Source organism: Streptomyces sp. NBC_01224 (genome assembly GCF_036002945.1).
GTDB lineage: Bacteria > Actinomycetota > Actinomycetes > Streptomycetales > Streptomycetaceae > Streptomyces.
Window position 1 is genome coordinate 6395711 of the sequence record NZ_CP108529.1, and the last position, 24132, is coordinate 6419842.

The 24132-nt window shown below is 70.5% G+C and carries 19 protein-coding genes and 3 pseudogenes; 8 read left to right on the forward strand and 14 right to left on the reverse strand.

Annotated elements, in window-relative coordinates; translation table 11 throughout:
* Positions 1–19: 19 nt before the first annotated feature.
* Positions 20–729: pseudogene (locus tag OG609_RS28760) on the forward strand (winged helix-turn-helix domain-containing protein).
* Positions 730–2013: 1284 nt separating this feature from the next.
* On the opposite strand, the gene OG609_RS28765 reads toward OG609_RS28760, so the two are convergent.
* Positions 2014–2328, reverse strand: a complete 315-nt coding sequence (locus tag OG609_RS28765; protein ID WP_327275481.1) for a hypothetical protein — start codon at positions 2326–2328, stop codon at positions 2014–2016.
* A 142-nt stretch (positions 2329–2470) separates the two neighbouring features.
* Between OG609_RS28765 and OG609_RS28770 the strand changes: the two are divergent.
* Positions 2471–2745 (forward strand): annotated as a pseudogene (locus OG609_RS28770) (transposase); the annotation flags it as partial.
* Positions 2746–2828: 83 nt separating this feature from the next.
* On the opposite strand, the gene OG609_RS28775 reads toward OG609_RS28770, so the two are convergent.
* From OG609_RS28775 to OG609_RS28800, 6 genes are all read right to left on the reverse strand, one after another.
* The gene (locus OG609_RS28775; RefSeq protein ID WP_327275482.1) at positions 2829–4307 is read right to left on the reverse strand and encodes an extracellular catalytic domain type 1 short-chain-length polyhydroxyalkanoate depolymerase; all 1479 of its coding nucleotides are present in this window, start codon (positions 4305–4307) and stop codon (positions 2829–2831) included.
* Between the two features lie 223 nt (positions 4308–4530).
* On the reverse strand, positions 4531–5466 hold the full coding sequence (locus OG609_RS28780; protein WP_327275483.1) for an ROK family protein: 936 nt from the start codon (positions 5464–5466) through the stop codon (positions 4531–4533).
* The gene (locus tag OG609_RS28785) at positions 5463–7172 is read right to left on the reverse strand and encodes an ABC transporter ATP-binding protein (protein ID WP_327275484.1); all 1710 of its coding nucleotides are present in this window, start codon (positions 7170–7172) and stop codon (positions 5463–5465) included. Before OG609_RS28785 ends, OG609_RS28780 begins: the two co-directional genes overlap by 4 nt.
* Positions 7169–8068: an ABC transporter permease gene (locus OG609_RS28790; protein ID WP_327275485.1), complete on the reverse strand. Its 900-nt coding sequence runs from the start codon at positions 8066–8068 to the stop codon at positions 7169–7171. The genes OG609_RS28785 and OG609_RS28790 overlap by 4 nt, the downstream gene beginning before the upstream one ends.
* Positions 8065–9024 carry an ABC transporter permease gene (locus tag OG609_RS28795; protein ID WP_327275486.1) on the reverse strand — a complete coding sequence of 320 codons (960 nt, stop codon included), beginning with the start codon at positions 9022–9024 and terminating at the stop codon, positions 8065–8067. Before OG609_RS28795 ends, OG609_RS28790 begins: the two co-directional genes overlap by 4 nt.
* Positions 9025–9074: 50 nt before the next feature.
* Positions 9075–10892, reverse strand: coding sequence for a peptide ABC transporter substrate-binding protein (locus tag OG609_RS28800; RefSeq protein ID WP_327275487.1), 1818 nt, complete (start codon positions 10890–10892; stop codon positions 9075–9077).
* A gap of 282 nt (positions 10893–11174) precedes the next feature.
* Here OG609_RS28800 and OG609_RS28805 point away from each other — a divergent pair, with 282 nt between their 5' ends.
* From OG609_RS28805 to OG609_RS28815, 3 genes are read left to right on the forward strand one after another with little or no spacing between them, the layout of a single operon-like run.
* Positions 11175–12395, forward strand: a complete 1221-nt coding sequence (locus tag OG609_RS28805) for an ROK family transcriptional regulator (protein ID WP_327275488.1) — start codon at positions 11175–11177, stop codon at positions 12393–12395.
* A gap of 22 nt (positions 12396–12417) precedes the next feature.
* Positions 12418–13941, forward strand: coding sequence for a M81 family metallopeptidase (locus OG609_RS28810; RefSeq protein ID WP_327275489.1), 1524 nt, complete (start codon positions 12418–12420; stop codon positions 13939–13941).
* On the forward strand, positions 13938–14693 hold the full coding sequence (locus tag OG609_RS28815) for a copper homeostasis protein CutC (RefSeq protein ID WP_327275490.1): 756 nt from the start codon (positions 13938–13940) through the stop codon (positions 14691–14693). The genes OG609_RS28810 and OG609_RS28815 overlap by 4 nt, the downstream gene beginning before the upstream one ends.
* Positions 14694–14731: 38 nt before the next feature.
* On the opposite strand, the gene OG609_RS46320 is transcribed toward OG609_RS28815, so the two are convergent.
* Positions 14732–14989 carry a hypothetical protein gene (locus OG609_RS46320; RefSeq protein WP_385651266.1) on the reverse strand — a complete coding sequence of 86 codons (258 nt, stop codon included), beginning with the start codon at positions 14987–14989 and terminating at the stop codon, positions 14732–14734.
* A gap of 10 nt (positions 14990–14999) precedes the next feature.
* On the opposite strand from OG609_RS46320, the pseudogene OG609_RS28820 reads away from it, so the two are divergent.
* From OG609_RS28820 to OG609_RS28830, 3 genes and pseudogenes are all read left to right on the forward strand, one after another.
* Positions 15000–15254 (forward strand): annotated as a pseudogene (locus tag OG609_RS28820) (aldo/keto reductase); the annotation flags it as partial.
* A 108-nt stretch (positions 15255–15362) separates the two neighbouring features.
* Entirely contained in the window at positions 15363–16205 is an 843-nt protein-coding gene (locus OG609_RS28825) for a 3-hydroxybutyrate dehydrogenase (RefSeq protein WP_327275491.1), read from the forward strand.
* Between the two features lie 66 nt (positions 16206–16271).
* The gene (locus OG609_RS28830) at positions 16272–18248 is read left to right on the forward strand and encodes a helix-turn-helix domain-containing protein (RefSeq protein WP_327275492.1); all 1977 of its coding nucleotides are present in this window, start codon (positions 16272–16274) and stop codon (positions 18246–18248) included.
* A gap of 42 nt (positions 18249–18290) precedes the next feature.
* On the opposite strand, the gene OG609_RS28835 is transcribed toward OG609_RS28830, so the two are convergent.
* From OG609_RS28835 to OG609_RS28860, 6 genes are read right to left on the reverse strand one after another with little or no spacing between them, the layout of a single operon-like run.
* A complete protein-coding gene (locus OG609_RS28835) occupies positions 18291–19193 on the reverse strand; it encodes an alpha/beta hydrolase (RefSeq protein WP_327275494.1) in 903 nt (300 codons plus the stop codon).
* Positions 19190–20344, reverse strand: coding sequence for a branched-chain amino acid ABC transporter permease (locus OG609_RS28840; protein ID WP_327275495.1), 1155 nt, complete (start codon positions 20342–20344; stop codon positions 19190–19192). The genes OG609_RS28835 and OG609_RS28840 overlap by 4 nt, the downstream gene beginning before the upstream one ends.
* The gene (locus OG609_RS28845) at positions 20341–21228 is read right to left on the reverse strand and encodes a branched-chain amino acid ABC transporter permease (protein WP_327275496.1); all 888 of its coding nucleotides are present in this window, start codon (positions 21226–21228) and stop codon (positions 20341–20343) included. The genes OG609_RS28840 and OG609_RS28845 overlap by 4 nt, the downstream gene beginning before the upstream one ends.
* Positions 21228–21974 carry an ABC transporter ATP-binding protein gene (locus OG609_RS28850; RefSeq protein ID WP_327275497.1) on the reverse strand — a complete coding sequence of 249 codons (747 nt, stop codon included), beginning with the start codon at positions 21972–21974 and terminating at the stop codon, positions 21228–21230. The genes OG609_RS28845 and OG609_RS28850 overlap by 1 nt, the downstream gene beginning before the upstream one ends.
* On the reverse strand, positions 21971–22762 hold the full coding sequence (locus tag OG609_RS28855; RefSeq protein WP_327275498.1) for an ABC transporter ATP-binding protein: 792 nt from the start codon (positions 22760–22762) through the stop codon (positions 21971–21973). The genes OG609_RS28850 and OG609_RS28855 overlap by 4 nt, the downstream gene beginning before the upstream one ends.
* 3 nt (positions 22763–22765) lie before the next feature.
* Positions 22766–24013 carry a substrate-binding domain-containing protein gene (locus OG609_RS28860; RefSeq protein WP_327275499.1) on the reverse strand — a complete coding sequence of 416 codons (1248 nt, stop codon included), beginning with the start codon at positions 24011–24013 and terminating at the stop codon, positions 22766–22768.
* Between the last annotated feature and the right edge of the window lie 119 nt (positions 24014–24132).

Consider the following 24132-nt stretch of genomic DNA (forward strand, 5'->3'; position numbering starts at 1 on the left):
ATGCGCACAGGGCGGCGGTTTGAGCGATGCCAAGAGGGCGGCGAGGGGGCGGGTCCGGCTGGAGGCAGTCGCTCGTTTCGAGGGCGGCGCGAAGAACAGGGAGATCGCAGCCGCGCTGCGGGTGAGTGAGCGGTCGGTGGAACGCTGGCGCCGTCAGTGGCGGGAGCGGGGTGAGGAGGATGTCCGGTCGAAGGGTTCGCCAGGGCGTCCGAGGCTTTCTGTAGCCCAAATAGCGAAGCGTGAGCGGGAGTTGGAGCGTGGTCCGCTGGCTCACGGTGGGCGGGCCAGGGGTGGACGCTGGCGCGGGTAAAGACGTTGATCGGGCGGTTGTTCCACGTCGGCTACACGGTGGAGGGGGCATGGCGGCTGCTGAGGCGTCATGGTTTGGTCCTGGCAGCAGCCGGCCCGGCGGGCGATCGAACGTGACGACAGCGCGGTGGAGTTGTGGAAGAGGGAGGTGTGGCCGCAGGTAAAGGCACGGCGGCGGTCCGCGGAGCCTGGATCGTCTGCGAGGACGAGGCGCCGTCTTCCACTTCCCCTCCTACGCACCTGACCTCAACCCGCAAGAGGGCATCTGGTCACTGGTGAAGCGGACCATCGGCAACCTCGCCGCCGCCAACCTCGACCAACTTGCCACCGCCGTGAAGCGCAGCCTCAAGAAAACCCAATACCGCCCCCCACCCCACCGACGGCTGTCTCATGGGCGCCGGCCTGAACCTGACCAGTTGACACAATCAGGTCGACATCACACATTCAAGTTCAGCAGTGGGCAATAGTTACTGAGGGAGGTCGTCATGGGATGCGTGGGAGCTTCCGTGATGGTTATTGGTGGGCTCGGCCTGCTCATCTCGACGGGGGCAACGCGACTGGTGCAACTGGACAAGACGTCAGAGAGTGGGGGCCTCGGTGAGCATGGTGATATTCGTGGCTGGACTCATTCTGATGGATACCTACTCGGGATCTGGTACTTGATCCTGGATCCACCCGTTCGGCTTGGGTGCGATTAGGTTGTGGGCTTCCTCGGGGTGCGTCAGGTTCAGCGTTCTTGCTTTTTTTCGGAAATTAATGGACTTGTATTCTGATTGGTGGTCAGGGAAGGGTACGGGAAAACCATCAGCCGATAGTGGGTGAATGGTCAGCCGGCATGCGGAAAGGGGTCCTGAGAGGCCTTGCGGTGCTCTCTCGTCCACGGCGGGGCAACGGCCCTTACGGTTCGCCGCGGCGGGTGGAGCCCGCCGGACCGCACCACGCACTGGGAGGAGTCCACTGCCGCCACTCCGCCCTTGCCCCGGGGCACCGCTCCTCCAAACCGGAAGGATAGTGAATGATACTGAAACGGCGGGTATCTCGCGCCGAGTGGGGGAATCCAGCTGATAGGGAAATGGTTTACGCGCACGCTATTACGCATCTAGGAGAAGTCACTCTCTCTCGCCTCCCGGCAGAGCGTCGAAGCCATGAGGCGAAGGCGGAGAAGCGCGAAGAGTGGATCATCGATGCCGGCAAGGCTGGAAGGATTCTGGTTCCGGAGTTCGGTTCACCGGGTTTAACTTCAATGAAAATCCTCAGAAATGGCACGCGCGGGTCGCTCGACGGCGCCGATTTCAAAATAACCGTCAAGTCGTCCTGTCTTCACTCCCGCAGGCGAGTCGGATTTGATGGGATCGACATCCATTTCGAAGTGCGTCACTTCGGAGTGGATCTGCATAGAGGTGGTAGGCGGGTAGCTCGAAGAATATTGGGGGAGTGGAAGTTCTTCGACGATGCGGCGTCAACTGTTCTAGGTGCATGTCTTTTTGAATGGGGTGGGATGGATTTCTTTCTTCGCACCCCATTCTTGAGATTGCTCTAATCTAATAATCCAGCCGTAGATCGTGATCTTGCTGGTGATGTGACTGGGTGCCCCAGTCGGCCGTTATTGGCTCAGTTGGCCGCTCGGCACTCAGAGCCGCCTGTCCGAAGCCGAGCGTCGGTGTAGCTCGGGCCTTCAGTGCCTGCTGGATCGCGTGCCGCACGTCACCACAAGAGTGTCAAGATCAGGATCAGCGCGGCGGGCATACATAGCATCGTGGCCAGGTGGCTGAACAAGGCCCGCGTCATTCCCAGCATGGAGAACAGCATCAGCCCGCCCGCGAGCCAGCACCCAAAGATCTGGCCCGCGAGAGTCTGAGCGGCGGTCTCCTGCTCCCGGGTAGCGGCCTCGAAGTTCAGTACCCCGCCGATCATCATCAAGAAGAGCACGCCGCAGAGCAGCAGGTTCCCCACGCCAACGATGACAGCGACCGGCTTGTCTGCCCGGCGTACTCGTCTCCAGAGTTGTATGGCGCTCATGGGCACGGGAGCCTATCCAGGGGTGCACCCATGACTGTCAACTGCAGCCATCTGTGACCATCGGTGTGTGAAGACAGAAGAACCCGCGGCGGCCGAGAGGGACAGCGTAGACCCTGCCCGCCGGCAGGAGGGCTTCGAGGCCCTGAGGTCCCGGATAGCGGGCCGGTTCGCGCGGGTCGAACCCCGGCGCCGGGTGCGGGGCTTGGCGCTGGGGCCGCTGTCGGACCTGCCGCGCAGGAACTGCTGGAGCATCGCCGAGTGGGCAGGGTTGGCCACCCCCACGGCATGCAGCACCTGCTCGGCCGGGCCAGGTGGGATGCCGACGCCGTGCGCGACGACGGGCGTGAGTACGTACTGAAGCACCTGCGCGACGAGGATGCGGTGCTGGTGGTCGATGAGACCGGGGACGTGAAGCGAGTTCATCGTAGAAACGCGCGACCGCGGAAGCCTCAGACACGACGCTGAGGCCAACGATGCCGCCACACAGTCGCGATCTCTTTTCAGGACTTGACCTCCGGCGTACACCCCGTGTCGGCGATCACGAAGTACCCCGCCGGTGACTCCTTCACCGTGTGCGTGACGAAGACGTTGTACAGGCCCATGTTCTCGTTCGAGCCGTTGGCGTACACATAGCCGCCCGTGGTGTGCGCCCTCCCCGCGGTCACGTGTGCGTAGTTGGTCGCTGTGAAGCACTGAGCCGGTGTGCCGCCCGTCGTGGTCGCCGTCACCTGGGGTGACGTGCTGCCGGCTGTGCCCGATGCGTCGACCGCTGCCACCGTGTACCGGTAGGCGGTTCCGGCGGAGAGGCCCGAGTCCGTGTACGTCGTGGAAGTGGGGGAGGCGACCTTCGTGCCGTTGCGGTAGAGCGCGTACGAGGCTGAGTCCGGGACGGCGTTCCAGGACAGTGAAGCGCTGTTCGCCGTGACGCCTGTGACCTGCAGGCCGGACGGGGCGGGGAGTTGGCCGCCGCCGGGTGTGTCCTGGTCCAGGCCCCAGAAGACGCCCGTGTAGTACGTCGAGCAGATGGAGTTCAGGAAGTACGCGGCCGTCGTGCCGCACTGGTCGGTGCCCGAGCCGGGGCTCACTGCCAGGCCGTGGCCCATGCCGGAGACGGAGTACGTCTCCACGGCGGGCTTGCCGGAGGCGTCGTTGTAGATGCTGCGTGTCGTGTTGCCGGGGAGGGTGTCCGTGGACGACGGCGTCTGGCCGATACCCCAGACGTCCGTCCACTGGTCGCGCAGGGCCGTGGCGTTGGCGGGATACACCGTGTAGTCGGACGTGCCCTGCCAGATCGCCACGCGGGGCCAGGGGCCCGAGTAGCCGGGGTAGGAGCCGCGTACCTTGTCGCCCCACTGCGTGGGCGTCAGCTTCTGCGGGCCCGTCTGGCAGCCGGACGCGGCCGCCTGGCTCGTCGCGCACTGGGCGGGCAGGCCCGAGGCCACGGAGCCGCCCGCGAACACGTCCGGGTACGCGGCCAGCAGGTCGGCGGTCATGCCGCCGCCCGCCGAGAGGCCGGTGACGTACACCCGGCGGGCGTCCGAGCCGTGACTCTGCTTCGCGTGCTCCACCATCTGCACGATCGAGGCGGCCTCGCCCTTGCCCCTGCTGTCCTCGGCCGGGTCGAACCAGCTGAAGCAGGACAGCGAGTTGTTGGCGGACGTGGTCTGCGGGAAGACCACGGCGAAGCCCCACAGATCGGCGTACTTCGGCCAGCCCGATTTCGTGTAGTAGTCGTTGGCCGTCTGCGTACAGCCGTGCAGGGCGATCACCAGCGGTGCGTTCGCGGGCAGACCTGCGGGGGCGTACTGGTACATCTGCAGATTGCCGGGGTTCGTGCCGAAGCCGGTGACCTGCTGCAGGCCTCCGGCGGCAGCGGCGGGCTGGGCGGCGCCCACGGTGCTCAGCGTCGCCGCGACGACGCCGAGGACAGCCGTGGACGCGACGCGCCGGAGCAGGCGTCGCAGGATCGATGGGCGCACGGGGGCCTCCCTGCTCGGAACGTGCGGGCGTGCGGACATGTGGACTGTTGCCGGAACCTACGAGTCCGGGCCGCCACGGCCCATGGGGCGGGCTGACATCCCTCGGGCCCCGCTGTGTGCGGCGCCGCCCTTGCGCCGCGAGCACCGGCGGGGAGCGGGCGTTGACATCGAGTGCGCTCGAAGATGCGGACTCCCGGCCGGCAACGCCCGCACCCGGGAAGCCTCAGACCTCGACCCCCGTCGCGAGTTCCTGTCGCACCCGTGCCGCGGCGCCGACCGGTACGGCGTCGGACCCCAGGGCGGCCCTGACCAGCCGGACAGGGTGGCCGCTGACCGGCGGGTCGGCGGCCAGTGACGTCAGGATGAGGGGTTCCAACAGGGGCCAGGCGCGACTGACCCCGCCGCCGACCACCACCGTGGTGATGTCCACGACGCCCGCTGTCATCACGATCGCCCGGGCGATCCCGGCACCGGCGGCCCGGTACACCGCGAGGGCGTCCTGGTCACCGTGGCCGGCGGCCTGTGCGACCTCGCGGGCGGTCAGCCGGCGGCCGGTGCGGTCCGCGTAACGGGCGCCGATGGAACGGCCGGAGGCCAGGGTCTCCAGATGGCCGCGGCCGCCGCACGAGCAGAGCAGATCACCGAAGCCGGGGATGTGCCCGATCTCGCCGGCCGCGCCGTGCGGCCCGGCGAACAGTGCGCCGCCGGTCCACAGAGCGCCGCCGACCCCGGTGCCCAGCGTCATCCCGAGGACGTCCGACTCGCCGCGCACTGCGCCGCCGGACGCCTCCCCGTAGAGGAAGGCGTTGACGTCGTTGTCCAGGAACGCCGGGACACCCAGCGCCTCCTCGACGGCGTCCGTCACCGCGAAGCCGGCCCAGCCGGTGAAGGAGTCGCTGGCCACCAGGATGCGACCGGTGGCGGAGTCCACCACACCGGCTGCGCCGACCCCGCAACCGACGAGGCGGCCGGGGGTGCGCTCCAGCAGCGGGGCCAGCGCGCCCAGGGCCGCGCCGATCATGGCCCGGCCGCCGTCGGCCGCCGGGGTCGCCACCTCCGCGCGGTCCAGTACGGTCAGGTCCTCGGCGCAGACCACCACCTGGGTCGTGGTGCCGCCGATGTCCACTCCGGCGAAGAGCGTACGGTCACAAAAGCTCATACCTGTGCCTCCGTCCGGCCGGCCGCGAGGGTGGCCAGACGTTCGGCTCTGCGGCCGCGCTGGATCACCGGGTCGGGCACCGGCACGGCGGCCAGCAGCCGGCGGGTGTAGTCGGTCTCCGGGTGCAGCAGGGTTGCCCCGGTGGGGCCCTGCTCCTCGATCCGGCCGGCCCGCATCACCACGACGCGCTGCGCGAAGTGCTGTACGACGGCCAGGTCGTGGGAGACGAAGAGACAGGCGAAGCCCAGCTCGTGCTGGAGCTCGGAGATCACTTCGAGCACCGCCTCCTGCACGCTCACGTCGAGCGCGCTGGTGGGCTCGTCGGCGACCAGCAGCCGGGGCTCCAGGACCAGGGCGCGGGCCAGGCTGACCCGCTGGCGCTGACCGCCGGACAGCTCCCGGGGGGCGCGCCGGGCGAGTTCACGCGGCAGCCGGACCCGGTCGAGGACGTCGGCGACCTTGCTCCGGCGGTCCTTGGCGGAGAGCTCGCGGCGGTGCACCCTGAGCGGCTCGGCGACGCATTCGCCGACCGTCATCCGGGCGTCCAGCGAGGCCACCGGGTCCTGGAGGACCACACCGATACCGGCTCGCAGCGCCCGGCGGGCCCGGGACCGGGTGCGGCCCAGGTCGCTGCCGAACAGCGAGACGGTGCCGGAACTCGGCGGGATCAGACCGAGCGCGACCCGGGACGCGGTCGACTTGCCGGAGCCCGACTCGCCCACCAGGCCCAGGGTCTCCCCGGCGTGTACGGCGAGCGAGACCCCGTCCAGGGCGCGCACGGCGCCCTTGCCACGGCCGAACACCACGGAGATGTCGCGGAGTTCGACCACCGGGTCGGTGTCCGGGCGGGCGGCGGCGGCCGGCGCGGCCGGCCGGCCCGCCTCGGCGACCGACAGCCGGGGCACCGCGGCCAGTAGCCGCTCGGTGTACTCGTGGGACGGGCGCAGCAGTACGTCCTCGACCGGTCCGGTCTCCACGATCTCGCCGTGGTACATCACGGCGACCCGGTCGGCGAAGTCCGCGACCACGCCCATGTTGTGGGTGACCAGCAGGACGCCGGTGCCGGTCTCGACGGCGAGCCGGCGCAGCAGGTCGAGGATCTCGGCCTGCACCGTGACGTCCAGCGCGGTGGTCGGCTCGTCGGCTATCAGCAGGGCCGGTTCGTTGGCGATGGCCATGGCGATGACCACCCGCTGGCGCTGTCCGCCGGAGAGCTGGAAGGGGTAGGCGGTGGCCCGCCTCTCCGGCTCCGGGATGCCGACCTTGCGGAGGAGTTCGACGGCTTCGGCGGCGGCCTCCTTGGCGGACACCTTGCGGTGGTTGCGGATCACCTCGGCGATCTGCCTGCCGATCCGGGTCAGCGGGTCGAGCGCGGTGGCCGGCTCCTGGAACACCATGGAGACGGTCCGGCCACGCAGCGCCGCCAGGTCGGCCTCGCGGGCACCGACCACCTGGTTGCCGGCGATGGTGGCGCTGCCGGTGGCACGGGCGTTGCCGGCCAGCAGGCCCATCGCGGCCAGCGCGATGGTGGACTTGCCGGAACCCGACTCGCCGACCAGGGCGAGCGTCTCGCCGGGGCGGACGTGCAGGGAGACACCTCGTACGGCCGGCACCTTGCCGGTCTCGGTGGTGAAGACGACACCGAGGTCGTCGAGTTCGAGAATCGGCCCGGCCTGCGGGGCGGCGGAGCCCTGGGTGGCGGTCATCCGCGTCCCCTCACGTCGAATGCGTCGCGGAGTCCGTCCCCGATCGCGTTGAACGCCCACACCACCAGGATGATGGCCAGGCCCGGCGGCAGGATGAGCCACCAGTAGCCGGAGTAGGCGGCGGTGAGACCGGCCGAGAGCATGCCGCCCCAGTCGGTGGCCGGCGGCTGGACGCCCAGGCCCAGGTAGGAGACGTAGGCGACCAGCAGGATGGCGTCGGCGATCTGGAAGGTGGCCGCGACGATGATGGTCGAGACCGAGTTCGGCAGGATGTGCCGGGTGATCGCCCGGGCGTGCGTCCCGCCGATGGCCCGCAGCGTCAGGACGTAGTCGCGGTTCTTCAGGGAGAGCGTCTCGGCCCTGATCAGCCGGGACGGCACCAGCCAGGAGACGAAGCCCAGGATGACGATCAGTCCGGTCAGACCCGGGGTGGTGATGGCGGAAACCACCAGCAGGATGAAGAGCGCCGGGATGGCGATCCCCGCGTCCACGATCCGCATCATCACTGCGTCGACCCAGCCGCCCGCGTAGCCGGCGACGGCGCCCCACAGGGTGCCGATCACGGTGGCCAGGATGCCTGCGGCGAGGCCGACGATCAGCGACACCTTGCCGCCGTACATCAGCCGGCCCAGCTCGTCGTGGCCGACGGCGTCGGTGCCGAGCCAGTGCGAGCCGCTGGGGGCGAGGTTGACCTGCTGGAGCATCGTGTGGGTCTGGTCGGTGGAGTACACCAGCGGACCGGCGAAGCAGAGCAGGAAGAAGAGGACCACGACGCCGAGCCCGACCACGGCGAGCCGGTTGCGCAGGAAGCGCCGGACGGCGAGCCGGGTGCCGGACGCCGTGGCGGCGGCGGTGGCCGTGCCGGGCGCCTGGCCCGGCTGGATGGCGGCGCTCATGCCCGGCCTGCCTTCACTCGGGGGTCGATGATCCGCTGGACGATGTCGGCGAGCAGCGTGCCGACCACCGTGGCGGCCGCGATGACCAGTACGCAGCCCAGCAGCACCGGGTAGTCGGAGGACTGTGCGGCGGTCCAGAAGAGCAGCCCCATGCCGGGGTAGTTGAAGAGCTGCTCGACGACCAGGGCGCCGCCGAACAGCACCGGCACGTAGTAGCCGAGCATGGCGACCACCGGCGTCAGCGAGTTGCGGAACACATGCCGCCACAGGATGGCGCGGGAGCGGGAACCGCCGGCCCGCGCCGTCCTGACGTAGTCCTCGGAGAGGTTCTCCAGGGTGGCCGCCCGCATGTAGCGGCTGAACACCGCGATCATCGAGGCCGCACCGGCGACGACCGGCAGCACCAGCGCCTGCGGTTCGGAGAACACCTGGGCGAGCGTGTCCCCCTGCGGGGCCTGGGACGGGAACCACGGCAGCGCCTGGCTGAACACCAGCACCAGGATCAGCCCGAGGAAGTACACGGGCGTGGAGTAGGCGATGAAGCTCAGCGTGGTGATGACGTAGTCGACCGGCTTGTTGCGCCGGACGGCCTGCCACATGCCCAGCGGGATGGCCAGCACGAGGCCGAGAATCGCCGACAGGGCGGTGAGGAGCAGGGTCTTGGCCAGCCGCTCGGTGATGAGCTGGGAGACCGGCTCATTGAGGGTGTACGAGGTTCCGAGGTCGCCGTGCAGCAGCTGGTTCAGGTAGTAGAAGTACTGCACGGGAAGTGGCTTGTCGAGGCCCTGCTCGTGGTTGAAGGACGTGATCTGCTGCGCCGTGGCCTGCGGGCCGAGGATCCCGCGAGCGGGACCCCCGGGCAGGGCGTGCAGCAGACCGAAGACCACGATCGTCACGATGACGATCACCACGACGGCTTGGAGGACCCGCCTGATCAGGTACGAGGAAGTGCTCATGTGTTTTCCGGTCGCTTCGGCTCAGTGGTACGCGGGGTCACCGGCCGGGCTCACTTGGTCGTCCACTTCCACATGGCGGGGTGGAAGTTGGCGAGCGAGTCCTGGGCGAAGCCGCCAAGGCTCTTCTTGACCACGGAGACCTGGTAGTCCGGCTCCGGCAGCCAGATGACCGGGAGGTCCTTGGCCAGGGCCGCGCTGTACTTCTGCACCGCCTCGTCGGAGGAGGAGGTGGTGGTCTGGGTGACCAGCTTGTCCACGGCGGGGTTGGAGTAGCTGCCGAAGTTGGAGCCGCCGCCGGTGGCGAAGAGCGAGTCACCGCTCGGGTAGGCCGGGAAGTACCAGCTGCCCGCGGTGCCGAAGAACGACAGCTGCCACTTGCAGCTGTCCTGGTCGGCCTTGCACTGGCCGGCCTGCGAGAGGACCGAGTTGACCGGGGCGGTCTTGATGGTGAAGTCGATGCCGGTCTTTGCGAACGACGACTGCAGGGCGCTCATCATGTTGTCGGTCACGGTCGAACCGGACTGCGAGAGCACCTGCATCCGGAACTTGGTGCCCTTGTCCACGCCGGCGCCGCACTGGTTGTCGCCGGTGCCCGGCGCGGTGCACACCATGGTGCCGTTCTGCTCGGTCCAGCCGTGGCCGGTCAGCAGCTGCTTCGCCTTGGCGGTGGAGAACGGGTACGGGTTGTTCTTCTGCTCCGGCGAGACGAAGGACGAGCTCTGGCCCTGCGGGATCGGGCCGTAGGTGGAGACCGCGGTGCCGTTGAAGACGACCTTGGAGAGGGTGGTCTGATCCACCGACATCTGGATCGCCTGGCGGGCGTAGAGCTGCTTGAACACAGCGCCCATGGCGGGGTTGTTGAAGTTGTAGGGCATGTACGTGATGGCCCAGCCGGACCACGGCTTCACCGTGTAGCCCTTGGCGGTGAAGGACGACTCCTGGCTGAGGTTGGTCGCGTTGATGTAGCCGTAGTCGACCGTGCCTGCCCGGAGCGCGTTCTCCTCGGCGTCCGTGGTGGTGAACGGCAGCAGGTTCACGGTCTTGATGTTGGCCTTGCCCCCGCCGTCGTACTTGGCGTTGGCCGTCAGCTGGACCTTGCCGGCCGTGGAGAACGACTTGATGGTGTACGGGCCGCTGACCGTCTTCCAGAGCGGGTCGGTGGCGTAACCGGAGATCTTCTTGGCGGCGTCGTTCAGGTACGCCCAGACCTTCTTGGCGTCCGCGGCGGTGCGGTCGAGGTCCGACACGCTGCCCGAGTCGCTGGTCTTGTCCCAGACGTGCTGCGGCATCGGGCGGATCATGCTCAACTCGTTGGCGAGCATCCACTGCTGGTTGTACGCCTGGTCGAAGGTGATGGTGAAGTGCGTGTCGTCGACGACCTTCAGCGAGGTCCAGTTGTCCGGCGCCTTGCCCGGGCTGTAGCTGGCCCAGTCGGCCTTGTTGGCCTTGACCAGGTTGAACCAGAACTCCACGTCGCGGGAGGTGATCTGCTTGCCGTCGCTCCAGTGCCGGTCGCCGAGCGTGATCGTGACGCTCTTGCTGTCCTTGGCGAAGTCGGCGGCGGTGGCGAGCGAGTTGTCCTTGTTCCAGCCGACCTTGCCGGTGGAGCCGTCGTACGCGATCAGCGGCTCCCAGAGGGACTGGGATATGGAGGAGTTGTTGGTGTTCAGGTGCGCCGCGGTGCCGACCGGGAGGATCCAGTTCGGCGTGAAGTTCGCCGGCAGCGCGTAGTTGATGGTGTCCGACGAGCCGGAGGCGGACGACGAGGTGCCGCCCCCGGAACAACCGGTCAGCAGAGCACCCGCGGTGACAGCGGCGCCCGCGACAAGGGCCCAGCGGCGGCTGTTCGCCGTGTGAGCAAGGAACATGACTCTCCTCAGAGTGAAAGGACCCGTATGCCCGGGACCGGCACTGCGTTCACGACAGCTAACGCCGGACACGCCGAAGAAACAAACAAGAATTAGTAAAAAGTAAGTTACTGCACCTACGAAAAAAGCCCTCTCGCCTCGATCACCCCTCTCCGTTGGGGGTATTTGGGTGGATTGAATGGGTTTCAGGTAGGGCCTACTTCCTTCGCGAAGCTGTTCCCCCGCGCCGAGCGCGGGCGTATTGTCTTCGCCACACCCACCGTTGCGGAAGTTACTTCGTACATGACTGAAATAAGTGCATGGGACCGCAGGGCCGCAAAAGGCACGCCGGCCCTCGCCGCGCGGGTCCTGGAACTCGTCGCATCGGGCCAGGCCTCGTCACGCGCCGAACTCGCCGGACTGCTGGGGGCCGCCGCCTCCACCATCTCTCTCACCGTGGCCCATCTGGTGGAGCGCGGGCTGATCGCCGAGGAGGGCACCCAGTCCTCCACCGGCGGGCGCCCCCGCAAAGTACTGAGACTGGGGAGCAACGACGAGTTCGCGGTCGCCGCCGACCTCGGCGGCCGGCACGCCCGGATCGGTGTGGTGCTGCCCGGCGGCGGTCTGACCGATGTCTCGACCGTCCCCTTCGTGATCGCCGACGGCCCCGAGGCGGCTCTGCCCCGGCTCGCCGAGACCCTGGAGGCGCTGGCCGAGCAGCGCGGCCGCGGCCGGCTGCGCGGGGTCGGGCTCTCGCTGCCCGGACCGGTGGACATCGCGTCGGGGTCGGTCGTCCTGCCGTCGCGGATGCCGGGCTGGAACCGTTTTCCGGTCACCGCCTGGCTGGAGGAACGCTTCGGCGTCCCGGCCGCCGTGGACAACGACGCCAACTGCATGGCGATCGGCGAGCACACCGTACGGCCCGCCGAGCACCGGCAGACGATCATGGTGAAGATCGGCTCCGCGATCGGCGCCGGCGTCATCGTCGACGGACGCCTCTACCGGGGCGGAACCGGCGCGGCCGGTGACATCACCCACATCCGGATCGACGCCGGCGCCGACATCCCCTGCTCCTGCGGCAACACCGGCTGCCTGGAAACCGTGGCGTCCGGCGCCGCCCTGGTCCGCATCCTGCGCGAGCGCGGGGCCGACGTCAGCAGCCCCGAGGACGTGGCCCGACTCGCCATCGACGCAGACCCGTTGGCCACCCGCGCGGTCCGCAGGGCCGGCGACTACCTCGGCCAGGTGCTCGCCGCCAACGTCAACTTCTTCAATCCCGACGCCGTCTACCTCGGCGGCATCCTCTCCACCCTGGAACCGTTCGTCGCCGCCGTGCGCAGCCAGCTCTACGAGAGCTGCCACCCGCTCGTCACCGAACACCTCACCATCGAGCGGGCCAGCCTCGGCGCCGACGCCGGACTGGTCGGCGCCGGTCAGTTCGCCCTGCAGCGCGCCCTGACCCGCGCCCTGAGCGAGGTCGGCGCCGCCGACCAATTCCGCGCCCCAGCGCCCCGTCACGTCTGACGCCCCACCCCTACGAGGAGCCATGTCGCAATCCCGCACCGCCGCAGCCCGCCCGGTCATAGCCATCGCCGGACTCGGCATCGAGTCGTCCACCTTCTCTCCCGCCCGCACCCAGGCCCCCGCCTTCCACCCCTCGCGCGGCGCCGAAGTACTGGACCGCTACCCCTTCCTGGCCCCCGGTGAGGAACTGCGCGAGGCGGCCGACTGGCACGGCGCCCTGGTCGGCAAGTCGCTGCCGGGTGGCACCGTCACCGCCGCCGCCTGGGCCGAGCTGACCGACGAGCTGATCGAACGGCTCGCCGCGCTGCCCCGGCCGGACGGCCTCTGGTACGACATCCACGGCGCGATGACCGTGGAGGGCATCGACGACGCCGAGGCGGTGCTGCTGGAGCGCATCCGCGCCACCGTCGGCCCCGACGTGATCATCTCCACCTCGATGGACCTGCACGGCAACGTCTCCCGCGAACTCGCCCACGGCAGCGACCTGATCACCTGCTACCGGATGGCCCCGCACGAGGACCACATGGAGACCAAGGAGCGGGCCGTCCGCAACCTGGTGGACCTGCTGGCCTCCGGCGCGCCCCGCCCGGTCAAGGCCTGGGTGCCGGTGCCGGTGCTGCTGGCCGGCGAGCAGACCTCCACCCGGATCGAGCCGGCCAGGAGCGTGTACGCGGCCGTTGACGAGGTCGAGGCCATGGACGGCGTGATCGACGCCGCGATATGGGTCGGCTACGCCTGGGCCGACGAACCGCGCAACCGCGCCGTGGTGGTGGTCACCGGCACCGACCGGGCCGCCGTCTCGGCCGGTGCCGAGCGCCTGGCCCAGGGCTTCTGGAAGGCCCGCGACGACTTCGACTTCGTCGCCCCGACCGGCACCTTCGACGGCATCCTGGACGAGGCCCTGGACTCCGACCAGCGCCCGTACTTCATCAGCGACACCGGGGACAACCCGACCGCCGGGGGCGCCGGCGACATGACCTGGGGCCTGACCCGGCTGCTGGCCCGCCCGGAGTTCCAGAAGGACGACGGTCCGACCGTCATCTACGCCTCGGTGCCGGGACCGGCCGCCGTCGAGACCGCCGTTGCCGCGGGTGTCGGCGCCACCGTCACGGTCACCGCCGGCGCCGAGGTGGACGACCGGCACGCGGGCCCGGTCACCCTGACCGGCACGGTGCACGCCATCCGGCACGGCGACCGCGACGCCCGGACCGAGGTCGTGATCCGGGTCGGCAGCGTGTACGCGATCCTCACCGGGCTCCGCAAGCCCTACCACCACGAGCACGACTTCACCGACCTGGACCTCGACCCGCGCGGCGCCGACATCGTGATCGTGAAGATCGGCTACCTGGAGCCCGAACTCTTCGACATGTCGGTCGGGTGGAAGATGGCGCTCACCCCCGGCGGTGTGGACCAGGACCTGGTACGCCTGGGCCACCACCGCATCCGCCGCCCGATGTTCCCCTTCGACCGCGAGATGGCCGACCCGGATCTGTCGGCCCGCATCATCTCCGCCTCCGACCAGCCGCTGACCGGGGACGACGAGTGACCGCGCGCCCCGCCCTGGAGATCGCCGTCACCTCACCGGCCGGCGCCCGGACCGCCCGGGAGCACGGCGCCGACCGGGTCGAACTCTGCGTCGCCCTGGAGCTGGGCGGCCTGACCCCGTCGGCAGCCCTGGTGGAGGCGGTCGCCGCGGAAGGGCTGCCGGTGCAGGTGCTGGTCAGGTGCCGGCCCGGCGACTTCGTCCATGACGCGGAGGAGATCGCGCTCATGGCCGCCGAGGTGCGGTCCGTCATCGCCTCCGGTGCCTCCGGCGTGGTGATCGGCGCGCTGACCGTCGACGGCACCCTGGACACCGTGGCGGTCGCCCGGCTCGCCGAAGCGGCCCGCGCCCCGGGCTGCCCGGTGGACATCACCCTGCACCGCGCCATCGACCAGTCCGCCGACCCGGTGGCCACCGCCGCACTGCTGCCTTCACTCGGTCTCACCCGGGTCCTCACCTCGGGCGGCGCTCCCGCCGCGGCCGACGGGCTGGCGACGATCGCCGCGATGGCCGCTGCCGCACCCGGGGTGCAGGTGATGGCCGGCGGCGGCGTGCGCCCCGCCGACATCCCGGCCCTGACCTCAGTCGGCGTCGCCGCTGTCCATCTCTCCGCCAAGGCGAGGGCGCTGCCCCGGCGCGGCGGCAAGTGGATACCGCTCGGCGCCGGGGGCGCGTCGGCCGAGCAGGACACCCACTTCGTCACCGACCCCGAGGTGGTGGCCGAGGCACGACGGGCGGTGGAGGCGGCGGGCTGACCCCGGACCGGGGCACGAGCCGGCGGTACCCGATGGACTCACCCTGCCCCCGTCTCGGCGGGGGCCCCACCACCATGCCCTCCTGCACCTCTGCCGCGGCGACATCCGCCCCGGTCAGCCGTACCAGGTCCGCCAGGAACGCCGGGTAAACCGGTAGCGACCGAGTCCCACCCGTTGACCAGCGACTCACCCGCCGCGGCGCATGCCGCGGCGACGGCAGCGGCCACCGCGATCCGGTGGTCACGACGGCTGTCCACGGTGCCGGGCCGCAGCCGGGCGCCGCCTTCGAGGACCATGCCGTCCTCGGTCTCCGTGGACAAGCCGCCGGGCCCGGAGTTCGACCACCCGGGCACGCCGGCCCGGCGGGCGGCGCTGCGGACGGTGGCCGAGCAGGCCTGGGCGACCGTCAACCAGGTGGTTCCGGCCTGGCTCATCGGCGGCGATGTCCCGGTCGTCCCGCTGGCCGGCGCCTCCTCGGTGGCGCAACTGGACGAGAGCCCGGCCGCGGTGGACCTGGAGCCGGCCACGGAGCAGCGGGCGGCGTTGGACGTGGCCCGCTGACGGCCCGGGACCGGACCCGCACCATGTACGTCACCACCATGCCGACGTGCGACGGTGTGTGTACCGACCCCGTGTGACGTGGGCTTCGGTCTCCTTACGGTGACGACCATGGAGACTCCTCAGAGCCCGGACCGCGGGCCCGCCCCGCAGGCCGCCCCGCCCACCGTCCCGCCACCTGCCGCCGGTCCCTCGCCGTCGCCCGCAGACCGGTTCCTCACCGGGCGTACCGCCCTGGTGACCGGTGCCGCGAGCGGTATCGGGCGGGCCTGCGCACAGGCCCTGGCCGCCGCGGGCGCCCATGTCCATGTGGTGGACAAGGCCGCCGACGCCGCCAAGGACCTGGCCGAGGCGATCGGCGGGACCGCATGGGTGGTTGATCTCTCCGTCCCCGACGCGGTGGACACGCTGCCCGCCGACGCGGACATCGTGGTCAACAACGCCGGGCTCCAGCATGTCGCCCCCGTGCACGAGTTCCCGCCGGACCGCTTCGCGCTGATCCAGCGTGTCATGGCGGAGGCCCCGTTCCGCATCTTGCGCCGGACCCTGCCGGGCATGTACGAACGCGGCTGGGGACGCGTGGTCAACATCTCGTCCGTGCACGGCCTGCGGGCCAGCCCCTACAAATCGGCCTATGTAATGGCAAAGCACGCACTGGAGGGACTCAGCAAGGTGGTCGCGCTCGAAGCGGCGGAGCACGGGGTGACGAGCAACTGTGTCAGCCCCGGGTACGTACGCACCCCCCTGGTCGAGAACCAGATCGCGGACCAGGCCCGTACGCACGGCATCACCGAGGAGGAGGTGGTGGGGCGGGTCATGCTGGAACGCAGCGCGATCAAGCGCCTGATCGAACCCGACGACGTCGCCGAGGCCGTGCTGTGGCTCTGCGGGCCGCGTACCGGGCACATCACCGGAACCTCGCTCTCCATGGACGGCGGCTGGACCGCCAACTGATCCCCCGACCCCTACGACCTGTACGACCGCTACGACCTCTACTACCTCTACGAACGATGGCCGCCCATGTCTGAACCGTCAGCCTCCGCCGCGCCCCATCTGCGGCGCCTCCTCGACCTGCTGGCCGACGACGCCCCCGCCGAGGCGCTGGGCGCCGTCTCCTCGCAGGCGCGGGCCGCCGGCGTGCCCGCGGGCGATCTGGCGGAGGTGGAGCGGGCCACCGCCACCGCCCTGCGGATCAGGGGCGCCCTGCGGCAGCACCGGCGCCGCGAGCTCCAGCTCACCGCGCTCTTCGACACCGCGGGCGACCTGGCCGCATCCCGCGACCTGGACGACGTGCTGAATGCGATCGTCCGCCGCGCCAGGATGCTGCTCGGCACGGACACGGCGTATCTCACGCTCCCCGACGAGGAGGCGGGGGACACCTATATGCGGGTCACCGACGGGTCGGTGTCGGTGCCCTTCCAGCGCCTGCGGCTTGAGCTGGGCGAAGGGCTCGGCGGTCTGGTGGCGCAGACCGCGAGCCCGTACGCGACCCCCGACTACCGCACCGACGACCGCTTCCACCACACCCGCAACATCGACTCCGCGGTGCTGGACGACGGGCTCGTAGCCATCCTGGGCGTGCCCCTGCTCCTCGGCTCCAGCCGCGGCGGCACGGGAAAGGTCATCGGCGTCCTCTTCGCGGCCGACCGTGCACCCCGCGTCTTCAGCCCCGACGAGGTCGCCCTGCTGTGCTCGCTCGCCGCACATGCCGCGATCGCCATCGACACCGCCCGCGCGCTCGCCGACACCCGGTCCGCGCTGGACGAACTGGCCGAGACCAACGCCGAGCTGGCCGAGGCCAATGCGGCCGTACGGGCCCACTCGGCGGCGATGCGGCGCGCCGAGGAGTCCCACGACCGGCTGACCGATCTGGTCCTGCGCGGCCGCGACGTCAAGGATGTCGCCGCGGCGGTCGCGGGGCTGCTGGACTCCCCGCTCACCATTCACGACCCGGGCGGGCGGCCCCTGGCGGCGGTCCGGCCCGACGGTGCGGACTTCGCCGCCGACAGCATGGACGCCGGGTGGCTGGCCGAGACCGCCGAGGAGTCCCGTACGGGTGCCCGCGCCGTGCACCGCGACGGCCGGTGGATCTGCGCGGTCCTTGCCGGACGGGAACTCCTGGCCGGTCTGGTCCTGCACCGGCGCGAACAGCTCGACGACTCCGACCGGCGGCTGTTCGAGCGGGCCTCGGTGGTCACCGGACTCCTTCTGCTGCTGCGGCGCACGGTCGCCGAGACCGAGAACCGGATCCGCGGAGAGCTGATCACCGACCTGCTGACCGAAGCGGACCGAGACCCGGCCGGGCTCGCCGAACGCGGCCGACGCCTCGGCATCGACCTCGACCGCCCACATCTGCTGCTGGTGGCCGAGGGCGGAGCCCGGGAGAGGCTGGCTCCTGCCGCGATGCGCTATCTGTTCGGCGGGGACATCCACGGGGTGAGCGCCGAACACGCGGGGAACGTGGTGCTGTTGATAGAGGCCGACGACCCCGGCCCGGCTGCCGGTGCCGCGGCACGCGCGGCGGCGGCCCAGCTCGGCCAGCTGATCCAGGCCCCCGTCACCGTCGCCGCCACCGGGCCGGCCCGCGGCGCCCGGGAGCTGGCCTCCGCATACGGGGAGGCCGCCCGCTGCCTGCGCGCCATGCGGGTCCTGGGGCGTGCGGGGGAAGGCGCGTGCGTCGACGAACTCGGCTTCCTGGGAGTGGTGTTGGGCAACGCCCAGGACGTCGACGGCTTCGTCACGGCGACGCTGGGGCCGCTGCTGGAGTACGACGCGCAGCGCGGCACGCATCTCGTGCGTACGCTCAGCGCCTATTTCGGGTCCGGGGGCAGTCTCATCCGCGCCAAGGACGAACTCCACGTGCACGTCAACACGGTGGTGCAGCGGCTGGACCGGGTGCAGGTGCTGCTGGGGCGGGACTGGAACGAGCCCGGGCGGGCGTTGGAGCTGCAACTCGCCTTGAGGTTGCATCTGTTGGCGGGCGGCCGGGAGCGGTAGAGGCCGTCCGGCCGCCCGGGGTGCGTTCCGGTGTCTCTGTCCTCAAGCGCCGGACGGGCCGGGGGCGCCGGACATGGTCAGCAAGTGGTGTGCGATCTCTCCGGCGCCCGCTTCTCCCGTCAGCAGCGTGTAGTGGTTGACGTCCCTTACCGGCACCGGTGTCACCTCCGTGCCCCCGAGGTCGGCCGCTGCCAGGCGCGTCTCGTCGTACAGGCCCTGCTCCTCGTTCATCAGGCCACGCTGTGCCCACAGCAGAGTCGCCGGAGCCGGCAGCTTCCGTACCGCCGTCAGCACCTCCTCGTCGAAGAGGCCGATGCCGTCGGTGCGTACCGCCTCGATCCGGCAGGTGGAGTGCATGGCGGGTTCGTCGCCGGTCAGGTCGCGCTGGATGTACGCATCCACCTCGGCCGACCACGCACCCGCGAACGCCGGGTGCGCCTGCCAGAAGGAGCGGTATGCGGTCCGGTCGGGGAAGGTCATCGAAAGCCGGTCCATGGCCGGCCCGATCACGGCGGTCATCAGCTCGTCCGGGGAGAGATGCGTGGGGGCGGGGAAGCCGATGCCGCCGTCGACCAGCAGCAGCGGCCCGAACCGTTCCGGGTGTCGTACGGCGGCCAGCGCCGTCACGAACGCGCCCATCGAATGACCGGCCAGCACCACGCGGTCCAGACCCAGGGCCTCGGTCAGGGCGGCGATGTCATCGGCGTGCGTGGCGATCCCGTACGGCCCCGGCAGGGCCGAACTCCCGGCCCTGCCACGCAGATCCGGGGCGATCAGGGTGATGCGGCCGTCCAGCAGCCCTGCCACCGGGCCCCAGGACAGCGCGTTGGCCGTGATGCCGTGCAGGGCGACGACGACCGGTGCGCCCGGCTCACGGGCCGGCCACCTCAGTACCGCCAACTCGCCCCCGGCCACGGGGACCTGTACCTCTTCGTAAGGAATCACGGGCGTCCGTTCTCCTTCCGGGCCTTTTCGGCCGGGAGCGTTTCGGGGGCGGCGGGACCGCGTCGTACCGCGGCCAGCCGGGACGGCAGCCGGGCCAGGCCGCCCGGCAGCAGGTGTACCACGGCCACGAACAGCACACCCAGCAGGAACAGCGGCTGGGAGAGCGGCACCCGCAGCACCGCGGGCAGATCGGCGACCGCGCCCGACCCGGCCAGATCGCCGAGCCGGTGATCGGCCCAGGTGTAGAGGATGCCGCCGACCATCGGACCCCAGCGGGTGCCCGATCCACCCAGCACCACCATCACCAACAGGGAGAGGGTGAAGTCCGAGGTGGTTGTCTGCGGCGTCGAGCCGCCGGTGAGCAGCAGGTGCACCAGACCGCCCAGCGCGGCCAGCGCGCCCGCCAGGACGAAGGCCGTCAGCTTGAAGCCGTACGGCTTCAACCCCAGTACCTCCACCCGGCGTTCGTTCTCCTTGATGCCCTCCCAGACCCGTCCGGTGGGGGAGCGGACCGCCCAGTGGACGACGGCGAGGGTGAGGACCAGGTAGGCGAGCGCCACCCAGTAGAGGTTCGCGGTGTGCTCGATGCCCACGAGCCCGGACGGCAGCAGATCCGCGGGGGCAGCCCGGCCCTCCTCGCCGCCGGTGAGACCACCGGGGTTGCGGGAGACCAGGATCGAGCCCGCCTGGGCGAAGGCCAGCGTCACCATGGAGAAGCCGATGCCGGTGACCCGTAGGCTCACCGACCCCAGGACCAGCGCGAGCGCGATCCCGGAGCAGAGGCCGAGCAGTGCGGACACGGCGAACGGGAGGCCCGCCTCCAGCAGGAACATGTTGGTGGCGTAGCTGCCCGCGGCGAAGTAGAGCGCATGCCCGAAGGAGAGCAGCCCGGTGCGGCCGAGCAGCAGGTCGTAGCCGGTTGCCAGCGCGCCGAACAGCAGGCAGGTGGCGAGCAGTTGGAGGCTGCCGGGGCTGCCGAGCGGGCCGTCCAGGAGTCCGGGCAGCGGCAGTGCGCTGTACGGCGCGATGGCGAGGATCAGCAGTGCGGCGGCGGGCCACCAGCGGCGCAGCAGCCGGGCGGTGTTCCCGGGGCCGGGTGCGACCGTGTGTTTTTCGCCGGTGCGGTCGTGTGTCTCGGTGACGGTGCTCACGCGAGCCTCCCGGTCAGTCCGCGCGGCCGCAGAAGCAGCAGCGCGGCGAGCAGGACGACGACGGCCAGGTCGCCGAGGCCCGCTGCGGTGTAGTAGTTGGCGAACTGCTGGACCAGGCCGATGACGGCGGATGCCACTGCGGCGCCGGTCACCGAGCCCATGCCCCCGGTGACCACCACGACGAACGCGAAGATCAGCAGCGAGGTGCCCTGGCGCGGGTCGACCGAGCCGAAGTACAGGCCGCCGAGCGCCCCGCCGAGCGCGGCGGCGCAGCCGCCGATCGCGAAGACGAGCGTGAACGCCTTCCGCACATCGATACCCAGGGCGGTGACCATCGCCCGGTCCTCGACGCCGGCCCGTACGACCAGACCGTGCCGGGTACGGCCGAGGAAGAGCCGCAGTGCGACGAGGACCACGACCGCCGCCGCGACCAGTACCAGCCGGTTGACCGGGACCTGGGCGCCGAGCAGCCCGAAGGTGCCGGACAGCGCCTTCGGCCCCGGGAAGGTCCGGGCGTCCGAGCCCCAGATGCCCGACAGCAGCGCCGGGACGGCGAGCCCCACCCCGACCGTGGCGAGCACCTGCTCGCGCGGCCGGGTGTAGAGCGGGCGGACGACGGCGAGTTCCAGCAGCACGGCGGCCGCGGTGCCCACCGCCGTACCGAACAGGACCGCGAGGACGAAGCCCGCTCCGCCCGGGCCGGCGCCGGGCAGATTGCCGGACGCCGCCCACCAGGTGCCGTACGCGCCGATGGAGAGCAGCGCCCCGTGCGCGAAGTTGAGTACGTCCATCAGGCCGAAGATCAGTGAGAGTCCCGATGCGATCAGGAAGTAGAGCGCCCCCAGACCGAGTCCGGTCATGGTGAGCAGAACGACGGTGGACATCAGGAATCCGCCTCCACGGAAGGTGCTTCGATGGCCGGGCCGTGCCCCACGCCCAGCAGGCGACGTGCCGCTTCCGCATCGCCCAGCAGCTCGGCGGCCGGTCCCTGATGGGCGGTCCGGCCGTCGGCGAGCACCGCACAGTGCTCGGCCAGGCGCCGCACGACGGCGAGGTTCTGCTCCACGAGCAGCACCGGCACCGCCTCGGCGGCCCGTTCCAGCACCTGGGCGACCTCGGTGACCACCTTCGGCGCCAGGCCCTTGGTGGGTTCATCGGCGATGATCAGCCGGTTTCCGTTCAGGAGCGTGCGGCCGATGGCCACCATCTGCTGCTGCCCGCCGGACAATGTGCCCGCCAACTGCTTTTCCCGGCGCTTCAGTTCGGGGAAGAGCTCATGGACGAGCGGGTACGCGGGCTCGCCCGCGCCGCGCCGCTCCGCCAGGCGCAGATTCTCCGCGACGGTCAGCCCGGCGAAGATGCCCCGGTCCTCGGGGGCGTAACCGATGCCCAGCCGCACCACGGTGTGGGTGGGCATCGACACGGTCTCCTCGCCGTCCAGCCGCACGCTGCCGGTGCGCGGGACGAGGCCGAGGACGCCGCGTACGGTTGTGGTCTTCCCGGCACCGTTGCGGCCGAGGAGCGCGGTCACCCCGTGCCGGGCGACGTCCAGGTCCACGCCGTGCAGGATGTGCCGGCCGCCGATCAGGACCCGCAGGTCCCGTACGGCGAGCAGCTTCCCTGTCGTCACAACCCCTCCCCGAGATAGGCCTGTTGAACGGTCGGGTCGGCGGTCACCGTCTCCGGGGTGTCCAGTGCCAGCAGCCTTCCGTGGTGCATCACGGCGAGCCGGTCGGCCAGGCCCAGCAGGACGTCCATGTGGTGTTCGACCATCAGGACGGTGCGGCCCTCGTCCCGGTGCAGGGTGCGGATCAGTTCGGTCAGCGCGGGGACCTCCTCCGCGCTCACCCCGGCCATCGGCTCGTCGAGCAGCATCAGCCGCGGCTCGCCCACCAGCAGCACGGCCAGCTCCAGCTTCCGCTTCTCGCCGTGCGACAGCTCGGACGCCATCGCCTGTGCCCGGTGGCCGAGGCCGGTGCGCTCCAGTACGCCGTTCACCTCGGCGGTGTACGGGGAGGCGCGCCGCCACAGCCGGTACGAGCCGCCCCGGGCCGCCTGAGCGGCCAGCCGGACGTGGTCGGCCACACTCATCCCGGGCCAGAGGCTGGACGTCTGGAATGTGCGGCCGATGCCGCGCCTCGCCCGTGCGTGCGCGGGGCGGTCCGTCATGTCCGTACCGTCCAGCGTGATTGTGCCCGACGTGGCCATGGTCAGCCCGCTGATCAGGTTGAACAGAGAGGTCTTGCCGGCCCCGTTGGGACCGATGAAGGCGAGGAACTCGCCCTCGTGGACGCTCAGCGTGACGTCCTCGACAATCGTCGCTCCGCCGACGCCCCAGCCGAGCCCGGCCAGTTGAAGCACCGGGGCGGTGTTCCGCGCCCCGCCCGGGCGCTCCGCGGTGGTGTCCGGTGCGGCCATCGGTCAGCCCGCCGAGGGCTTGGCGGGCGGTGCCACCTTGTCCATCGGCTCGGTGCTCACCAGCTCCGGCCGGGCACCGGCGCCCGTCCCCTTGAGTTTCGCGACGAACATCGGCTGGACCAGCGCGTGGTCCTCGGCACGGACCTGCTCCTTGCCCTTCACCCCGTCGAAGCTCCAGCCCTCGAGGGCCTTGACCATGGCGGCGGAATCGGTGGCGCCGCCCTCCTCGACGGCGCGCACGACCATCTGCGCCGCGGTGAAGCCGTCAGGGGTGAACAGGTCCGGGGTGCCGCCGGCCTTGGTGACCGAGTCGAGCATGGACTTCTCCACGGCGTTGCCGCCGCCCGCGCCGGGGAAGTAGTGCGCCAGGAACGACACCTTGGAACCGGCGTTCCCGAAGATCGGGTACGAGGCCGTTCCGGCGAGACCCGTGACGACCTTGCCCGCCCCCAGTACGCCCTGCTGGTCCAGCGCGGTCCACAGCGCCGGTGCGGTGGAGCCGGCCCAGGCGACGAAGACCAGATCGGGCCCGCCCGCCTTGACCTGCCGGGCGAACGGGGTCAGGTCGGTGGCGCTGGGCGGAGCCAGTACGGAGCCCACCTTCGCGCCCTTGGAGCCGAGGACGGCCTTCACGGCGGCGACATTGGCCTGGCCGAAGGTGGAGTCCTGGGCCAGCACCGTGACCTTCTTGCCCTTGGCCTCGCCGAGCATCGTCCCGGCCGTGAGAATGTCCTGGTAGGACTGTCGGCCCGAGCGGAAGGTGTAGTCGTTGATGCCGGTCACGGCGTCGGTGGCGGCGGGGCCGCTGATGTACAGCACCTTGTTCTGGGCGGCGAGCGGCGCCATCTGGAGGGCCACCCCGGAATCGGTGGTGCCGGCCAGTACCTTGTAGCCCTTGCCGATCAGGTTCTTGGCCGCGGAGACCGCTTTGCCCGGGTCGCCCGCGTCGTCCTGCTCGGTGACCTCGATACGGTGCCCGGCGACCTTGCCGGTGCCCTTCGTCGCATAGTCCAGGCCCGCCATGAACCCGTCGCGGTACTGCTTCCCGTAGTCCGCCAGCAGCCCCGTACGGGAGTAGACCAGGCCCACCTTCACGCTCTGGTCCTTCGCGTCCTTTCCTGACGCGGAATCGGCCTCGCCCGCCTTCCCGGCGGCGGTGCACCCGACCAGCAGGAGGCCGGCCGAGGCCAGCGTGACGACGGCGGAGAGAGATCTGTGGTGACGGACGGTGCCTGTGGCTCTGCGACGCATGGTGACCGGCTCCTCGGCGTATTCATGTGATGTCGCCGAACCGTATGAACACCGTGCCGCCGTCGACATGGTGCAGAGCGCCCCACCTGACGCGGTGCACATGTGGGGGCCGCACATGG

Coding starts and splice junctions, on each gene's coding strand:
- OG609_RS28795 (WP_327275486.1), bottom strand. CDS start 9,024: ATGAGCACTTCCTCGTACCTGATCAGGCGGGTCCTCCAAGCCGTCGTG.
- OG609_RS28805 (WP_327275488.1), top strand. CDS start 11,175: ATGACTGAAATAAGTGCATGGGACCGCAGGGCCGCAAAAGGCACGCCG.
- OG609_RS28860 (WP_327275499.1), bottom strand. CDS start 24,013: ATGCGTCGCAGAGCCACAGGCACCGTCCGTCACCACAGATCTCTCTCC.
- OG609_RS28825 (WP_327275491.1), top strand. CDS start 15,363: ATGGAGACTCCTCAGAGCCCGGACCGCGGGCCCGCCCCGCAGGCCGCC.
- OG609_RS28810 (WP_327275489.1), top strand. CDS start 12,418: ATGTCGCAATCCCGCACCGCCGCAGCCCGCCCGGTCATAGCCATCGCC.
- OG609_RS46320 (WP_385651266.1), bottom strand. CDS start 14,989: ATGGTCCTCGAAGGCGGCGCCCGGCTGCGGCCCGGCACCGTGGACAGC.
- OG609_RS28830 (WP_327275492.1), top strand. CDS start 16,272: ATGTCTGAACCGTCAGCCTCCGCCGCGCCCCATCTGCGGCGCCTCCTC.
- OG609_RS28765 (WP_327275481.1), bottom strand. CDS start 2,328: ATGAGCGCCATACAACTCTGGAGACGAGTACGCCGGGCAGACAAGCCG.
- OG609_RS28790 (WP_327275485.1), bottom strand. CDS start 8,068: ATGAGCGCCGCCATCCAGCCGGGCCAGGCGCCCGGCACGGCCACCGCC.
- OG609_RS28785 (WP_327275484.1), bottom strand. CDS start 7,172: ATGACCGCCACCCAGGGCTCCGCCGCCCCGCAGGCCGGGCCGATTCTC.
- OG609_RS28780 (WP_327275483.1), bottom strand. CDS start 5,466: ATGAGCTTTTGTGACCGTACGCTCTTCGCCGGAGTGGACATCGGCGGC.
- OG609_RS28800 (WP_327275487.1), bottom strand. CDS start 10,892: ATGTTCCTTGCTCACACGGCGAACAGCCGCCGCTGGGCCCTTGTCGCG.
- OG609_RS28855 (WP_327275498.1), bottom strand. CDS start 22,762: ATGGCCGCACCGGACACCACCGCGGAGCGCCCGGGCGGGGCGCGGAAC.
- OG609_RS28845 (WP_327275496.1), bottom strand. CDS start 21,228: ATGTCCACCGTCGTTCTGCTCACCATGACCGGACTCGGTCTGGGGGCG.